The 16,219-nt window shown below is 67.1% G+C and carries 16 protein-coding genes; 14 read left to right on the top strand and 2 right to left on the bottom strand.

Translation table 11 applies throughout. The annotated features are described in order from the left end of the window. The 4 genes from HV798_RS21015 to HV798_RS21000 form a co-directional block, all read left to right on the top strand. Positions 1-787 (top strand): ATP-binding protein (locus HV798_RS21015; protein ID WP_425486160.1); only part of this gene is annotated, 787 nt, incomplete at its 5' end. Continuing rightward, on the top strand, positions 784-1,644 hold the full coding sequence (locus HV798_RS21010; protein WP_175193796.1) for a MurR/RpiR family transcriptional regulator: 861 nt from the start codon (positions 784-786) through the stop codon (positions 1,642-1,644). The genes HV798_RS21015 and HV798_RS21010, both read left to right, overlap by 4 nt. A 158-nt stretch (positions 1,645-1,802) precedes the next feature. Continuing rightward, positions 1,803-3,353, top strand: a complete 1,551-nt coding sequence (locus HV798_RS21005; RefSeq protein WP_175193795.1) for a M81 family metallopeptidase — start codon at positions 1,803-1,805, stop codon at positions 3,351-3,353. 565 nt (positions 3,354-3,918) lie between these two features. Then, positions 3,919-4,797 carry a DMT family transporter gene (locus HV798_RS21000; protein WP_175193794.1) on the top strand — a complete coding sequence of 293 codons (879 nt, stop codon included), beginning with the start codon at positions 3,919-3,921 and terminating at the stop codon, positions 4,795-4,797. 88 nt (positions 4,798-4,885) lie between these two features. Here the strand turns inward: HV798_RS21000 and HV798_RS20995 are convergent, their stop codons facing one another. Next, a complete protein-coding gene (locus HV798_RS20995; protein ID WP_175193793.1) occupies positions 4,886-5,767 on the bottom strand; it encodes a hypothetical protein in 882 nt (293 codons plus the stop codon). A 432-nt stretch (positions 5,768-6,199) separates the two neighbouring features. Here HV798_RS20995 and HV798_RS20990 point away from each other — a divergent pair, with 432 nt between their 5' ends. Together HV798_RS20990 and HV798_RS20985 are read left to right on the top strand one after the other, a co-directional pair. After that, positions 6,200-6,481, top strand: coding sequence for a hypothetical protein (locus HV798_RS20990; protein ID WP_175193792.1), 282 nt, complete (start codon positions 6,200-6,202; stop codon positions 6,479-6,481). 88 nt (positions 6,482-6,569) lie between these two features. Further along, entirely contained in the window at positions 6,570-6,992 is a 423-nt protein-coding gene (locus HV798_RS20985) for a bleomycin resistance protein (protein ID WP_175193791.1), read from the top strand. Positions 6,993-7,068: 76 nt separating this feature from the next. Here HV798_RS20985 and HV798_RS20980 read toward each other — a convergent pair whose 3' ends face one another. Then, complete coding sequence (locus HV798_RS20980; RefSeq protein WP_175193790.1) at positions 7,069-8,055, bottom strand: tripartite tricarboxylate transporter substrate binding protein BugE; 987 nt, start codon at positions 8,053-8,055, stop codon at positions 7,069-7,071. Between the two features lie 554 nt (positions 8,056-8,609). On the opposite strand from HV798_RS20980, the gene HV798_RS20975 reads away from it, so the two are divergent. The 8 genes from HV798_RS20975 (at position 8,610) to HV798_RS20940 (ending at position 16,217) form a co-directional block, all read left to right on the top strand. Then, complete coding sequence (locus HV798_RS20975) at positions 8,610-11,525, top strand: monovalent cation/H+ antiporter subunit A (protein WP_175193789.1); 2,916 nt, start codon at positions 8,610-8,612, stop codon at positions 11,523-11,525. After that, positions 11,525-11,869 (top strand): Na+/H+ antiporter subunit C, encoded by a 345-nt coding sequence (locus HV798_RS20970; RefSeq protein WP_175193788.1) that lies wholly within the window; start codon positions 11,525-11,527, stop codon positions 11,867-11,869. The genes HV798_RS20975 and HV798_RS20970 overlap by 1 nt, the downstream gene beginning before the upstream one ends. After that, positions 11,866-13,497, top strand: coding sequence for a monovalent cation/H+ antiporter subunit D (locus tag HV798_RS20965; RefSeq protein WP_175193787.1), 1,632 nt, complete (start codon positions 11,866-11,868; stop codon positions 13,495-13,497). The genes HV798_RS20970 and HV798_RS20965 overlap by 4 nt, the downstream gene beginning before the upstream one ends. Then, positions 13,497-13,979 (top strand): Na+/H+ antiporter subunit E, encoded by a 483-nt coding sequence (locus HV798_RS20960; protein ID WP_175193786.1) that lies wholly within the window; start codon positions 13,497-13,499, stop codon positions 13,977-13,979. Before HV798_RS20965 ends, HV798_RS20960 begins: the two co-directional genes overlap by 1 nt. A gap of 11 nt (positions 13,980-13,990) precedes the next feature. Next, positions 13,991-14,272 carry a K+/H+ antiporter subunit F gene (locus tag HV798_RS20955; RefSeq protein ID WP_029953605.1) on the top strand — a complete coding sequence of 94 codons (282 nt, stop codon included), beginning with the start codon at positions 13,991-13,993 and terminating at the stop codon, positions 14,270-14,272. Beyond that, complete coding sequence (gene mnhG / locus HV798_RS20950) at positions 14,269-14,610, top strand: monovalent cation/H(+) antiporter subunit G (protein ID WP_025136406.1); 342 nt, start codon at positions 14,269-14,271, stop codon at positions 14,608-14,610. Before HV798_RS20955 ends, mnhG begins: the two co-directional genes overlap by 4 nt. Positions 14,611-14,761: 151 nt before the next feature. Further along, positions 14,762-15,262 carry a hypothetical protein gene (locus HV798_RS20945; protein ID WP_425486159.1) on the top strand — a complete coding sequence of 167 codons (501 nt, stop codon included), beginning with the start codon at positions 14,762-14,764 and terminating at the stop codon, positions 15,260-15,262. Between the two features lie 106 nt (positions 15,263-15,368). Continuing rightward, entirely contained in the window at positions 15,369-16,217 is an 849-nt protein-coding gene (locus HV798_RS20940) for an HAD family hydrolase (RefSeq protein WP_025136408.1), read from the top strand. Positions 16,218-16,219 lie beyond the last annotated feature (2 nt).

The following is a 16,219-nucleotide window of genomic DNA, read 5'->3' as shown; positions in this document are numbered from 1 at the left end:
CCTGCAATCGCCTGAACGCGCGGCGCAGCGCCAGGCCCGCGCCGGCCGGCTGGCCGAGGCGCGCAGCGGCCACGACCTGCTCGAACAGCGCCTGCAAGCCGCGCAGGCGGCGCTGGCAGCGCTGCGCCCCGAGCTGCTGGAACAGGATGCGCTGCGGTTTGAAAAGTCCGCTGCAATCGAGCGCGATGCGCAGCACAAGCGCCATAGCGACATCCAGCAACTGCTGGGCAAGCTGGAGCAGGCCGGCGCGCAGGGCCTGGGCGAACGGCTGTCCGAGGCGCAAGCCGCCTGCGAACGCCTGCAACGCCGCCGCGATGAATTCCTGCGCCGCGCGCAGGCGCTGGACCTCCTGTCTACCTTGCTGGCCGGCAAGCGCGATGCCGCTACCCAACGCCTGCAAGCCCCGCTGGCGCGCCGCCTGGGCCACTACCTGGGCCTGCTGTTCCCGGATTCCGCGCTGCGGCTGGACGACGCGCTGCTGCCTGCGGCCTTGCAACGCGCAGGCGCGGAAGACCCGCTGGATGCGCTCAGCTTCGGCACCCGCGAACAGCTGGGCATTCTGGCGCGCTTTGCCTACGCCGACCTGCTGCGCGAGGCAGGCCGACCGACCCTGCTGGTGCTGGACGACGCGCTGGTTCATACCGACGACGCCCGCCGCGACCTGATGAAGCGCGCGCTGTTCGATGCCGCAACGCGCCATCAGGTGCTGATGTTTACCTGCCATGGCGACGCCTGGCGCGACCTGGGCGTAGAGCAGCGGCGCATCGGCGCGATGGAGACCCCGTGAAAGCCCGACAGCAGATCATCGACGGCTTCGACAGCCTCAGCCCGCGGCTGCAGGTGGCCGCGCGCTTTGTCATCGACCATCCCAACGAAGTCGTCATCGGCTCGATGCGCACGCTGGCCGAGCGCGCGGGCGTGCCGCCCGCCACGCTGGTGCGGCTGGCGCAGCAGTTGGGCTATGGCGGCTGGCCCGAATTGAAGTCGGCGTTTGCCGGCGATCTGGGGCTGAACGGGCAGGGCTACGGCGAACGCGCCCGCAGCCTCGCCCAACGCAGCCGCCGGCCGGATTTGCTGGATGACCTGTTCCGCGCGCAGCAGGCGGCGCTGGCGGCCACCGCCGAGCAATGCCTGCCGTCGCTCAAGGCCGCTGCGAAGCTGCTCAAGCAGGCGCGCCAGGTGCACGTGGCGGGCTTTCGCGCCAGCTTTTCCATCGCTCATTCGCTGGTCTACGGCTACCGGTTGTTCCGCAACAGCGTGCACCTGGTCGACGGCCTGGGCGGCAATCTCCAGATGCAGTTGCGCGCCATCGAACCGCGCGACGTGGTGGTCGCCATCAGCTTTGCGCCGTATTCCAGCGAAAGCCTGGCGGTGGCGGATGCGGCGCGCGCAGCGGGGGCATCGCTGATCGCGCTGACCGACAGCGACGCCTCGCCGCTCGCGCGCGCCGCGCAGGTGACGGTGCTGTATTCGGTGGCTGGCGCCTCGTTCTTCCCGTCGGTCACCGCCGCCATGGGCGTGACTGAAGCGCTGCTGGGCTTGCTGGTGGCCGAAGGCGGCGACGACGTGGTGGCGCGCCTGAAGCGCAACGAACAGGACCTGGTGGAATCCGGCGCCTATCTGCCGTTGGGTTCACGCTATTGACCGTTGCCCGTGCAAACCCGGGATTGCGCCGGGTGGGTGGCTTTGTTAAGGTGTTTTGAAACAAACGTTTCTTGTAAATAAATATAGATTCGTTTGTTTCTTTTCGCTGAAGCCACTTTGCTGAAGCCAATTCCGCTGCAACCAAGGACACACCCACAATGAACAAGCCCTGGCGCGTTGCCATCGCAGGGTTCCATATCGAGTCGGTCAGCTTCCTGCCGATCGAAGCCACCAAGGCTGATTTCGACGCCGTTGCGCTGCGCGGCGAACACATCCTGACCGAACTGCGCGGCACCAACACGGTGATCGGCGGCTTCATCCAGGTCTGCGAGGCCCAGGGCATCGAGATGGTCCCGCTGGTGCACACTGCGCTGGGCGCGGTAGGGCCGGCGTCGGACGAGGCCGTGGCCTGCTACGCCGATGAGATCGCGCAGGGCGTGCGGCAGCACGCCGACACGCTCGATGGCGTGCTGCTGTTCCTGCATGGCGCCTGCTGGGCGCCGTCGTATCCCGACCCCGAACGCCATTTCCTGCGGCTTGTGCGCCAGGCCCTGGGGCCGGACAAGCCGCTGATGGTGGCGTTCGACTATCACGGCAACCTGGACGCCGACACGCTCGAGGGCGTCACCGCGCCGTTCGCCTACCGCCGCTCGCCTCACACCGACACCGGCGAAACCGGCGCGCGCGCGGCCGATTGCCTGGCGCGCACGCTGCGCGGCGAGATCGCGCCGGTGTGGGCCATCGCCAAACCCGACGTGCTGGTGCCCAGCATCTTCAGCGCCACCGCCTTGCAGCCGCTCGCGGACATCATCGACGCCGGCAAGCAGCGGGACGCGGCCTGCGCGGGCTACAGCGATACGTCCGTCATGGCGGGCTTTTCCTATGCCGACGCGCACAACACGGGCTTTTCGGTGCTGTGCGTGCGCGACGCCGACCGCGCGGGCGCGCAGGCCGCAGCCGATGCACTGGCCGGGCAGATCCACGCGCAACGCCATGCCTTGTACCGCCCATTGCCGGTGTACGAGATCGACGCGGCGGTCGACCAGGTGCTGGCGCAATTGCGCCGCGAACCGGCCGCCGGGCGGCCCTATGTACTGCTCGAGCATGCCGACCGCATGAACGATTCGACGTACCTGCTGGACGCGTTGCTGCAGCGGGGCGTGACGCGCGCGGCGGTGCCCTTCATCTGGGACGCGGCCGCCGCGCAGCAAGCGGCTCAGGCCGGCGCGGGCCAATGCATCCGGCTGCGGCTGGGCGCGCACAGTTCGGACAAGGCCGGACCCAAGCTCGAGGTCGACGCCCGCGTGCTGTGGGCCGGGCCGAAACAGTACCGGGTATCTGGCGACTACATGCGCGGCATGCCGGTGGACCTGGGCGTCAGCGCCTTGCTGGACGTGAACGGCATCTCGGTCAGCGTGGTCAGCCATTTCGCCTTCGCGGTCGACGGCGATGCCTTCACGCAGTTCGGCCTGCGGCCCGAAGATTTCGACATCATCGTGCTGCGTTCCAAAACCCATTTCCGCGCGTTCTACGAACCCCTGGCGCGCGACATCCTCATCGTCGACACGCCCGACTATGGCGTGGCGGACCTGCGCAAGCTGCCGTACCGGCATGTCGACGTCACGCGCGCCTTTCCGTTCGTCGATGCGCCTCACGCGGGCGCGTTCCCGGCAGGCGATGCGCCAACCGCCAGCGCCGGCCCGGCTTGACGGCAGCCGGCCGCGCCGGTAGCCTGTGCGGGTTCATTCTCGAACGTCCATCGATCCCCATGCCCGACGTCACGCTTCTCGCCGATTCCGCTTTCGCTGCCCGTGCAGCGGGTGCCGGCACGCGTGCCCGCCGTTGGCATGCGGCATCGCCTCCTGTCTTTTCTCCTGTCGTCTGCACGGTCGTTTCGCCGCCGCAGTCGCCGCCCAGGGCTGTCCGGCCGGTCTTTGTCCGGCCCGTGGCATCGCCGCCGGTGGCACCGCCGCGCGCCGTCGTGACGGGTGTATCGGGTGTATCGGGCGCTTATCCGCCGGTTGCTCCGGTCGCGCCTGTGACGCCCGTCACGCCCGTCGTCGGCTGACCGCCGCAGACTTCCCGCTCCCGCCTCGTTGCCCGTTTCATCCGCGCTGATGCGCCGACGCCTGTGCGTCCGCCGCGCGCCTGACGGTGCATGGCCCGCTTGTGTTTCTTGACTTGTGCGTCCGGACTCGTGCGTCCTGACCTATGCGTCCTGAAGCGCCTGCGGGCCGCGGGAGCCTGTTCCCTTCCTGACAGGTAGAACCCTTCATGTCTTTCAATCGCAATACGTGGACCGCCTATGGGTCCACCACCTTGTTCGTGCTGCTGTGGAGCGGCGGCGCGATCTTCGCCAAATGGGGCCTGGCGCATGCCTCGGCCTTCGGCTTCCTGCTGGCGCGCTTCATCCTGGCCCTGGCCGTGCTGTGCGTGCTGGTGCGGCTGCGGCGCGGGCCGCTGCTGCCCGCGCCGGGCACGCGCGGCATCGTCGCGCTGACGGGCCTCTTGTTGATCGGCAGCTACTCCATCTGCTATCTGCTGGCGCTGGATCACGGCATCACGCCGGGCGTGTTGGCCACGCTGCTGGGCGCGCAGCCCATCCTGACCCTGGCGCTGATGGAACGGCGCTATCCGCCCGCGCGGCTGGCGGGCTTGTTCCTGGCGCTGTGCGGCCTGGTGATGGTGGTGTACCAGAGCATCGGCATGGCGCGCTTTTCGGTGGCCGGCATGGTGTTCGCGTTTGCCGCGCTGGCCAGCATGACGGCGGGCGCGATCCTGCAAAAGCGCGTGCGCCAGGCGCCGATGGACGTCATGCCGCTGCAGTACGCCGTCAGTCTGGCGTTGTGCCTGGTGTTCGTGCCGTTCCAGCCGATCCGCGTGGAATGGAACATCGGCTTCATCGTGCCGCTGCTGTGGATGGGCCTGGTGATCTCGGTGGGCGCCACGCTGCTGTTCTACCGCATGATCCAGGCGGGCAACCTCGTCAACGTCACCAGCCTGTTCTACCTGGTGCCGGCCGGCACGGCGGCGCTGGACTACCTGGTGCTGGGCAATCGCCTGTCCGCGCTGAGCCTGGCGGGCATGGCGGCGATCCTGCTGGGATTGATGCTGGTGCTGCGCACGCCGGCGGCGGCTCGGCCTGCGGGCTGAGGTAGTGTGCGGCGCGGTGTCGTCGGACGACATCGCGCCGCGTTTGTCTGCATTCGGCAGGGTCCGGCGCCGCGCGCAAGAGGGGGCGTTACGCGTGTTCGGTCTGTTCCTGGCCCGCCCAGTGGCCGCTGACCAGCTGGGCAGGCCGCTCGCAGGCTTGAACCCGCGCGCACACGGACCATGCATCGAGCCGCACGTTCAGCCCGGCATATACGCCATGTCCGGCGCCGGCTTCGATCCGCCCCTCGGCGCACACGCCTTCGCCTGCGCGGATCGAGCCTTCCGCGCAGATATCCTCGCCCGCGATCAAGCCCCAGCCCGTGGCCAGGTGGCCGCCGCAGCGAATGGTGGCGCCGGCCTGGATGCCGCTGGCCGCGTCGATGTCCTTGCCCGCCTGCACGTCGCCGCCGGCCTTGATGCCCTGGCCGCATTTCAGGGCGCCTTGCACCTGGATGTCCTGGCCGGCCCGCAGGTGGCCCGTCACGGCCAGGTCCTGCCCGGCGCAGATGTCCCACTTGGCGCGCAGGTTGCCGCGGCAATCCAGCGCCGTCGCAACCTCGATGCCCCATTCGGCCGACACGTCGCCGCCCGCGCGCAGATCGCCCGCGCTGGCGATGTTGCCGCCAGCCACGATGTTTTCGCCCGCCACGATCGATTCCCCGGCGCGGATGCCGCCGCCGGTGACGATGCTGCGCCCGGCGCGCACCACGCTGTCCACCGTGATGCCCATGCGCACCTCCAGTGTGCCGGCAAAGACGATGGCGGTGGCGTCCAGCGTGTCCAGCTTGAGCACCGCGTCGGTCGGGCCGAACTGATCCAGCAGCCAGCAGGCGTCGCCCACGCGCCCGTCGGCCACCAGGGCATCCAGGACGGCCTGGTAGTCCCCCTGTCCGTTGTGGTCCCGCAGGAACCATTTGTAGCCCCCGGCGCAGGGGTTCTTGGCTTTGACGAATTTCTTGGTGAGTTGCATGGCGCTAAATGGCGTTCAAGGCGTGACGCCGCCGCCGGACGAAGCCGGCAGGCGGAGTGGAAACGTGGCCAGGCGCCCGGCCAAATGGCAGGGCGGTCGTGCCGGACGGCATTCGGCCAAGGCGCGCGAACCGTCAGACGGTCAGGCGTACCCAGGGCCGGCGGCAGGCCGGTGGCTTAGAGAGAAAGGGAAGGGCGAAGCCGGCCGATCAGCCGGGCTTGGAGCGCGCGTAGGCGGAACGCGCGGCGACTTCCTGCGAGCTCAACAAGGTCGAGCGCAGGGCGCAGAGGGCGCAGGCAGCGGATGAGAGAAGAGAGAATTCAGTTCGCACGGGGCGAATGGTAGCAGAGAGGTGGTGTAAATTCTCAAGCGCTTCGACGGGGCCGGGGACTGGATTATTCGGCCAAGATTGTCTTCAACAGCTTTGGCACTATGGATAGGAACCCCGGACTTGTAACCGGCCTGGAATGCCGGCTTGCTGATGCGCAGATAGTCGACGAGGCCGCCCGTTTGATGGTGTTGGAAGGCTTGGCCGTCTATTGGCCATCAGATTACTGGCCATCGCTCGCCATCTCCTGGCTGGAAGACGGCTTTGCGCTGGATGACGAAATCGCCGGCCTGCTTGAAGCCGCGTCGGCCAACAAGGGCTGGTCTCAGCAAGTCAGGCACAGGGCATTCGCGCTGTGGGTCAAATGGAAGCGGGCGCGGCCTTAGCACGCTCAAGGGCCGCGGCCCCTCTCGACCAGGCCGGTTGGGCCGCCGGCATCCATCAGGATGCTGCGTCAAATGGAATGGAGACAAAGTGGAAAATCATCGTGCGCAATTGGTCCCCGAATTGCTGGTCACCAACCTATCGGCGAGCCTGAAATTCTGGATCGATGTTTGCGGCTTTTCGGTCATGTACAGCCGGGAGGCTGACGGATTTTTCTATCTCGACCGGGCAGGTGCGCAAGTGATGCTTGTCGAAGCACGCGGAGAAAATGGTTGGATCACCGCGCCGCTGGATACGCCATTGGGCAGAGGCATCAACTTCGAGATCAAGGTGGATGCCGTGGCGCCCGTTTTTGCCGCGCTCGAGGCGGCAGGATACCCATTGTTCCGACCCGTCCAGGAGCAGTGGTATCGCAGCGGCGCCATCGAAATCGGCGTTCGCGAATTCCTGGTCCAGGATCCCGATGGCTATCTCCTGCGATTTTCCGCAAGGATAGGAGAACGGCCGCACTAAGGCGGCCGGATTTTTCTTTATCTGCGGTTTTCACCACGTCCCAGCTCTACAGGGAGCTGAGCCTGGCCAGCCAGCCTTAATTCGTCGACTGGATGTTGCGTTCCTTGGCGATGCGTTGGCGCAGCTCCAATTCACGCTTGATCTGCGCCGCGTACTCGGCCGGCGTATTGCCGTCCACCAGCGAACCGCCGTCGGCCAGGCGCTGGATGATCTTCGGATCCTTCAGCGCCTTGACGGTGGCGTCGTGGATGCGGTCGATCACGGCCTGGGGCGTGCCGGCGGGGGCGACCAGGCCGTACCAGGCCATGTTGTCCATTTCCGGCAGGCCGCCTTCCTTGAACGTGGGCACGTCCGGCAGGGTGGGCAGGCGGCTGGGCGCGGCCACGGCCAGGGCGCGCAGCTTGCCGGCCTGGATGTGGGGCATGGACGAGGGCAGGTTGTCGAACTGGGCGTTGACCTGGCCGGCGATCACGTCGTTCAGGGCCGGGCCCGAACCGCGGTAGGGCACGTGCACCATGTCGGTCTGGGTCAGGGACTTGAACAGTTCGCCGTCCAGGTGGCCGATGCCGCCCGCGCCCGACGAGGCATAGCTGTACTTGCCCGGGTTGGCCTTGAGCAGGGCGACGAACTCGGTCAACGACTTGGCGGGTACCGCGGGGTTCACCGTCAGCACGTTAGGCACATTCACCATATTGGTGATGGGCGCGAAATCCTTGAGCGGGTTGTACGGGTTCTTGGGGTTGGTGGCCGGGTTGGTGGCCATGGTGCTGACGGTAGCCACGCCCAGCGTGTAGCCGTCGGGGGTGGAGCGCGCCAGGGCGTCGGCGCCGATCGAGCCGCCGCCGCCGCCGCGGTTTTCCACGACCACGGCCTGGCCAAGCTCGCGGCCCAGGCCTTCGGCCACGACGCGCGCGACGATGTCGGTGGTGCCGCCGGCCGCGAACGGCACGATCAGGCGGATGGGGCGGTTGGGGTAGGCATCGGCGGCCTGTACGGCGGAACTAAAGCAGACGCCTGCGATGGCGGCGGCCAGGACGGCCTTGGCTTGGGACAGCACGGTCAAGAGTCTTCTCCATATTTTTTGAAATCCGAGCCGGCCGGCTTCGATGGCCGGCGTCGGTGAAGCGCGCCTGGCTCGGATTCTGGCCAGGCCGACGCTTCGTGGGCGCCATTCCACACAGTTCCAGCCAGCGGGTCAATCGGGATTCCCCCGCCCGCCGTGGGGGTATTTATCCCGGCTTGCAAGGTCCCCGAAAATAGGGGCCGAAGCCGGAAAAAACGTATGCTGACAAGAACTTGAACGCTATCGGGGCCAGAACGCATGCGCAATGATTGCGCAGCGATCGTGTCGTCTTTAGCCCGGTACGCGCATAAATCTCTGCATAACTTACAAGAATCTGATATTTTTCGGATGAGATTCTTGGCCGGTCTTGCAAGAAAACTATTGCGTTTGTTTCTGTCTGCGCCGTTCAATGGGCGTTGGTTGATGTCCCCACGGGGCAACGTGTAGTGCAGCGACGCACCGGGCCAGGGTTCCGTCCGTTTTTCAATCCCCGGTCTGTTTCGTCTCTCGCTGCTTGCGCTGGCGGGAGGGGGCCCGGACATTCTCGGAACGCCATGTCGCTGATACTGATCCTCGCTCTGCCGTTCGCCGGCAGCCTGTGCGCCGCGCTGCTGCCTTCCAATGCCCGCAATGCCGAGGCCTGGTTGGCGGGCATCATCGCCCTGACGTGCGCGGTTCTGGTGGGCAGCCTCTATCCTCAAGTCGCCAACGGCGGCGTCATCCGCGTGGACATGCCCTGGGCGCCCGCGCTGGGGCTGCAGTTCTCGCTGCGCATGGACGGCTATGCCTGGCTGTTTGCCCTGATCGTCTCGGGCATGGGCGCGCTGGTGGTGCTGTATGCGCGCTACTACATGTCGCCGGAAGACCCGGTGCCGCGCTTTTTCTCGTTTTTCCAGGCTTTCATGGCCGCCATGCTGGGCGTGGTGCTGTCGGGCAACCTGATCCAGCTGGTCATGTTCTGGGAAATGACCAGCCTGGCCTCGTTCATGCTGATCGCCTACTGGCATCACCGGCTGGACGCCCGCCGCGGCGCGCGCATGGCGCTGACGGTCACGGGCGCGGGCGGGCTCTGTCTGCTGGCCGGCGTGCTCATCCTGGGCCATATCGTCGGCAGCTATGACATGGACCGCGTGCTGGCCTCGGGCGACCTGGTGCGCGCCGATCCCTGGTATCCGGCCGTGCTGGTGCTGGTGGCGCTGGGCGCACTGACCAAGAGCGCGCAGTTCCCGTTCCATTTCTGGCTGCCCAACGCCATGGCCGCGCCCACCCCGGTGTCGGCCTACCTGCACTCGGCCACCATGGTGAAGGCCGGGGTGTTCCTGCTGGCGCGCTTCTGGCCGGTGCTGGCCGGCACCGACGAATGGTTCTGGATCATCGGCGGCGCGGGCCTCATCACCCTGGTGCTGGGCGGCTACGCGGCCATTTTCCAGCAGGACATGAAAGGGGTGCTGGCGTATTCCACCATCAGCCACCTGGGCCTGATCACGCTGCTGCTGGGCCTGAACAGCTCGCTGGCGCTGGTGGCGGCGGTGTTCCACATGGTCAACCACGCCACCTTCAAGGCCTCGCTCTTCATGGCGGCCGGCATTGTCGACCACGAAACCGGCACCCGCGACCTGAACCGCCTGTCGGGCCTGTACAAGGCCATGCCGATCACGGCGACCCTGGCGATGGTGGCGGCGGCGTCCATGGCCGGGGTGCCGCTGCTCAACGGCTTCATCTCCAAGGAAATGTTCTTCGCCGAGACCACCTTCGTCAGCGGCGACTGGGTCACGCGCATGGGGCTGCCGCTGGCGGCCACGGTGGCGGGGGCCTTCAGCGTGGCGTATTCGCTGCGCTTCATCCTGCAGGTGTTCTTCGGCCCGCCGGCCACCGACCTGCCGCGCGCCCCGCACGAGCCGCCGCGCTGGATGCTGTTTCCCAGCGCATTGCTGGTGCTGATCTGCCTGCTGGTCGGTATCCTGCCGGGCGTGACCCTGGGGCCGTTCCTGGCCACCGCCGCGCAAAGCATCCTGGGCAACGACATGCCCGAGTACAGCCTGTCGGTCTGGCACGGCGTGAACCTGCCGCTGGTCATGAGCTTCGTGGCCATGACCTCGGGTGTGGTGCTGTACCTGGCGCTGCGCGCGCACCAGCGCGCCAACCCGGGCCGCGTGCCGTTCATCTACCGGCTCGATGGCCGCCGGTCGTTCGAGACGCTGCTGGACGGCTCCAGCGTGGCGGCCGCCTGGCTGCTGCGCTGGCTGGCCTCGTCGCGCCTGCAGGTGCAGATGCTGCTGATCGTGCTGGGCACGCTGTTCGTGGCCTGGCTGCCGCTTAGGGCAGGGGGCTGGCTGGAAGGCACCGGCCGCATGGCGGATGTCGACCCGGCCTTTGCATTGCTGTGGCTGGTCGGCTGCGTCTGCGCCGTAGCCGCCGCCTATCAGGCCAAGTACCACCGCCTGGCGTCGCTGGCCCTGGCTGGCGGCGCGGGCCTGGTCACCTGCCTGACCTTCGTCTGGTTCTCGGCGCCCGACCTGGCGCTGACGCAGCTGTCGGTGGAAGTCGTGACGCTGGTGCTGTTGCTGCTGGGCCTGCGCTGGCTGCCGCGCCGTATCGAGCAGGACGAAGAAGAAGGCCTGGGCGCCACGCTGCGCGCCCGCGGCCGCCGGCTGCGCGACCTGCTGATGGCGACCGCCGCCGGCACCGGCATGGCCGCGCTGGCCTACGCGGTGCTGGTGCGCCCGCAAGGCGACACCATTTCGTCCTATTTCGTCGACCGGGCGCTGCCCGATGGCGGCGGCACCAACGTGGTCAACGTGATCCTGGTCGATTTCCGCGGCTTCGATACCTTTGGCGAAATCACGGTGCTGGGCATCGTGGCCCTGACGGTCTACGCGCTGTTGCGCCGCTTCCGGCCCGCCGCCGAAAGCGCCGACCTGCCGCGCCAGCAGATCGACCAGGACGGCCCCGTGCCGGCCGCGCCCGACATCAAGGCCCTCGTGCCCAAGGGCTCGATGATGGTGCCGACCGTGCTGGTGCGCCTGCTGCTGCCCACGGCCGCGCTGATCTCGGTGTATTTCCTGCTGCGCGGCCACAACCAGCCGGGCGGCGGCTTCGTCGGCGGCCTCATCTTCGCCACCGCCGTGATCCTGCAATACATGGTGGGCGGGGTGTACTGGGTGGAATCGCGCAGCCGCCTGAACCCGCAGAACTGGATCGGCATCGGCCTGCTGTTCGCCGGCGCCGCCGCCGTCACGGCCTGGCTGGCCTACAAACCGTTCCTGGCCGCGCTGGCCTGGGACATCGCTTTGCCGCTGGTGGGCCACGTGCACCTGTCCAGCGTGCTGCTCTTCGACCTGGGCGTCTACATGCTGGTGGTCGGGTCCACCGTGCTGGTGCTGGTGGCGCTGGCTCACCAATCGCTGCGCGCGCAACGCAAGGCGGCCGCCGAAAGCCAGGCAGCCGCCGCACAAACGGGGGAAGCCTGATGGAATTGATTTACGCCGTCGCGATCGGCGTCTTGGCGGGCTCGGGCGTCTGGCTGCTGCTGCGGCCACGGACGTTCCAGTTCATCATGGGCCTGTCGCTGGTCTCCTACGCGGTCAACCTGTTCATCTTCGGCATGGGCCGGCTCAAGTCTGGCCGCCCGCCGGTGATCGACCCGGCCATGATCAAAGATCCTTCCTGGCACGCCGATCCGCTGCCGCAGGCGCTGGTGCTGACGGCTATCGTCATCGGTTTCGCCACCACCGCGCTGTTCCTGGTGGTGCTGCTGGCCTCGCGCGGCTTGACGGGCACTGACCACGTCGATGGACGGGAGTCCCAATCTTGAGTTTCTGGCTTCAACATCTTCCTGTATTGCCCATCATCACGCCGCTGCTGGCCGGCGCCGTGATGCTGCTGCTGGCCGATACCAGCCGCTACACGCGCGGCGCCATCGCCACGGTCTCGACGCTGGCCCAACTGGTCTGGGCCATTGCGCTGCTGGCCGTGGCCGGCGGCGCGGTGCCGGGCGTCTGGCCCGACGGCGTCGGCGTCTACCTGGTGGGCGACTGGCCCGCGCCGTTCGGCATCGTGCTGGTGGTCGACCGCCTGGCCGCCGTCATGCTGACGCTGACCGCGGTGCTGGGCCTGGCCACGCTCACGTATTCGCTGGCCCGCTGGGACCGTGCGGGCGTGCATTTCCATTCGCTGTTCCAGTTCCTCCTGATGGGCCTGAACGGCGCCTTCCTGACCGGCGACCTGTTCAATCTGTTCGTGTTCTTCGAGGTCCTGCTGGCGGCATCCTACGGCCTGCTGCTGCATGGCTCGGGCGTGGCGCGCGTCAGCGCCGGCCTGCAGTACATCGCGGTCAACCTGGTCGCGTCATTCCTGTTGCTGATCAGCATTGCGCTGATCTACGGCGTGACCGGCACGCTCAACATGGCCGACCTGGCACTGCGCGCGGGCAACCTGACCGGCGCCGACCGCATGCTGTTCGAGGCCGGCGCCGCCATCCTGGGCGTGGCCTTCCTGGTCAAGGCCGGAGCGTGGCCGCTGAACTTCTGGCTGGTCAAGGGCTATGGCTCGGCCAGCGCGCCGATCGCGGCCATGTTCTCGATCATGACCAAGGTCGGCATCTACGCGCTGCTGCGCATCGGCTCGCTGCTGCTGCCCACCGGCGCACCGGCTGCGTTCAGCCTGGACTGGATGTTCGCCGCCGGCCTGGCCACGCTGCTGTTCGGCGGCCTGGGCCTGCTCGCCACCCAGCAGCTGGAAAAGATGGTGGGGTACTGCGTCATCGTCTCGGCCGGCACGCTGCTGACCGCGCTGGGCATGCCCGGCGTGACGCTGACCGGGCCGGCGCTGTTCTATCTGATCAGCTCGGTGCTGACCACGGGCGCGTTCTTCCTCTTGGCCGAACTGATCGAACGCACGCGCAGCTTCGGCGCCAACGTGCTGGCGGTCACGCTCGACGCCTTCGACCTGGATGACCCCACCTCGGTCAATCGGTCCGACGACGTGGTGGGCGTGGCCATTCCGGCCGCCATGGCGTTCCTGGGCCTGGCCTTCATCTGTTGCGCCTTGCTCGTGACCGGCCTGCCGCCGCTGTCGGGCTTCGTAGCCAAGTTCTCGCTGCTGTCGGCCGCGGTGTCGGCCGCCAACGAATCGGCGCCGCCCATGGACGCCTGGATCCTCGTGGCAGCGGTGCTGGTGTCCGGCCTGGCCGGGCTGATCGGCCTGGGCCGTACCGGCATCCGCGTGTTCTGGGCCAGCGACGACCGCAGCACGCCGCGCCTGCGCGTGATCGAAGCGGGGCCGGTTGCCATCTTGCTGCTGCTCTGCGTGGGCCTGGCGGCCGGCGCGGGCCCGGTGTCGGCCTACCTGGACGACGCCGCCCGCTCGCTGGACCAACCCACCCGCTACATCGAAGCCGTCATGTCTGCGCAGACGGTGCGCGCCACCCCGGGAGGAAGCTGATGCGCCGCCTTTACTTCCTTTTCCTGCCCGTCTTCCTGTTCGTCCTGTGGCTGGTGCTGAACGAAAGCCTGTCGGCCGGACAGATCGCCCTGGGAATTGCCCTGGCGCTGTGGTTCACCTGGGCGGCCTCGCGCCTGCGCCCCTTGCGCGCCAAGCCGCGGCGCCTGTGGAAGGTGATTCCGCTGTTCCTGCACGTCACGGTGGACATCATCAAGTCCAACATCGCGGTGGCCAAACTCATCCTGAACCCGCGGCGCAATGATTTTTCGCCCGGCTTCATCATGATTCCGCTGACCATGCGCGAGCCCCACGGCCTGGCCATGCTGGCCTGCATCGTCACCTACACGCCGGGCACCGTGTGGGTCGACCTGACCGACGACCATCGTCTCAAGCTGCACGTGCTGGACCTGCAGAACGAAGACGACTGGATCCGCCTGGTGCAAGACCGCTACGAGCGCCCCTTGATGGAGATCTTTGAATGAACGCCATACTGATGAACAACGTCTTGTACCTGGCGGCGTCCTTTGCCCTGGTGTGCTTCGCGCTGGGCATGGTGTTCGCCGCCATCCGACTGTTGCGCGGCCCCACCGCGCAAGACCGCGTGCTGGCGCTGGACACGCTGTATATCAACGGCATGCTGACGATGCTGGTGTTCGGCATCCGTTCGGGCACGTCGGTGTATTTCGATATCGCACTCTTGATTGCGCTGTTCGGCTTTGTCGGGTCCACCGCCATGGCCCGCTTCCTGTTGCGCGGCGAGGTGATCGAGCCATGATCGAAACCCCCATCCCCCTGTGGGCAAGCATTCCGGCCAGCATTCTCCTGGTGCTGGGCGGCCTGCTGGCCTTGACCGGCTCGGCGGGCCTGTTGCGGTTCCGCTCGTTCTACGCCCGCATCCATGCGCCGACGCTGGGCAACACCCTGGGTTGCGGCAGCGTGCTGGCCGCGTCCATCCTGGTGTTTTCGTCGATGGCGGGGCGGCCGGTGTTTCACGAAGTGATCATCACGCTGCTGCTGGTGGTGTCTTCGCCGGTGACGGCAATGCTGCTGATGCGCGCGGCCACCTACCGTAATCGCCTGACCCGCGCGGATGCCGATCTGGACGCGCGCTGATTTTGCGTCGCAGCATCTGATACTTAGGCTTACGTTTATGGCTTGCCTGACATGTCCCCTTTGAGGCATCGTGGGATAGTTGTATCAAGCAAACGGTGTCGGGTCTTTCGAGGCCGCACCGTTCGGGTTCAATCTCTTTAAGGAGCTGACCATGAATGTACGTCCCATGCATACCAAACGCCTTGCGGCATCCCTTTGCGCGGCGGGCCTGATGCTGGCCGCCGGAGCGGTCCAGGCGGCCGACCCGATCGGCCGCGCGGGCATCCAGGCGCAATACGAACAGGATGTGGCGGCTTGCAAGAACGGCAGCACCGGCCAGGACCGTGCCGCGTGCATGCGCGAAGCCGGCGCGGCGCGCCAGGAAGCCAACCGCAAGCAGCTCAGCGACGGCACCGCCGAGCAGCATCAGCAGAACATGATCGACCGCTGCAATCGCTTGCCGGCCGATTCCCGCCAGGACTGCATCACCGGCATGACGCAACCCACCCAGGTGCGCGGCAGCGTGCAGGGCGGCGGCGTGCTGCGTGAAACCGTGATCCAGGTGCCGGCCAATACCGTGCCGCCGGCGCCGCCGGCCCCGGGCATGGCGCCGGCTCCCGGCATGGCCCCCGCCCCGGGCATGGCCCCGCCGCCGCCCGCGCCGATGCGCTGATGAAGACAGCCTGACCGGCTCATAACGGTCTCATGGCATCCCCTTGAGGGCGACAGCCGCCACATTCAGGCAAAATGGCGGCTGTCGCCCTTACTTACGCATATCCATGTCCGACGTCATCGCCCTGATTTTCGACTTCGACGACACGCTGGCCTCGGACAGCACGTCCGGTTTCCTGGACAGCATCGGGGTGGACACGGCGTCCTTCTGGAAAGACCAGGTGGATCCGCTGCTGTCCAAGCAGGACTGGGACCCCGTTCCCGCCTACCTCTACCAGATGATCCAGCTGTCCCGCGAGGGCAAGCACGGCCTGATCACGCAGCAACGCCTGCAGGAATGGGGCGCGCGGCTCGAACTGCACGACGGCGTCACCACGCTGTTCCAGCGCCTGCGCGCGGCCGTGCGGGCCGAGCAGCCGCAGGTGCAGCTTGAGTTCTACCTGATCTCCAGCGGCATCGGCGATGTGGTGCGGTCCACGCCCATTGCGCACGAATTCACCGAAATCTGGGCCTCGGAATTCGTCTACGGCGACGACGGCGGCATCACGTTTCCGCGCCGCATCGTCAGCTTCACCGACAAGACGCGCTACCTGTTCCACATTCAAAAGGGCATCATCGGCCGCGATTTTCGCAACAAGCCGTTCGAGGTCAACCGCAAGGTGCCCGAAGACCGCTTGCGCGTGCCGTTCGACCAGATGGTGTTCGTGGGCGACGGCTATACCGACATTCCGTGTTTCTCGCTGATCCGCCGCGCCGGCGGTTTCGCCTTTGGCGTGTGGGACCCGAAGCACCGCGACAAGCGCAGCCGCGCCTGGGGCTTCATCGAAGAAGGGCGGGTGTCGAACCTGAACCAGGCCCGCTACGACGAAAACGCCGAACTCTACCAATGGCTCGAAGAAGCGGTCACCAGCCTGGCCGGCCGCATCGCGCTGAAGTCGCGGGTGTACCGTGGTTGATC

It is taken from the genome of Achromobacter deleyi, from assembly GCF_902859705.1.
Classification (GTDB): Bacteria; Pseudomonadota; Gammaproteobacteria; order Burkholderiales; family Burkholderiaceae_B; genus Achromobacter; species Achromobacter deleyi.
This window is presented reverse-complemented; position numbering and strand designations above follow the sequence as displayed.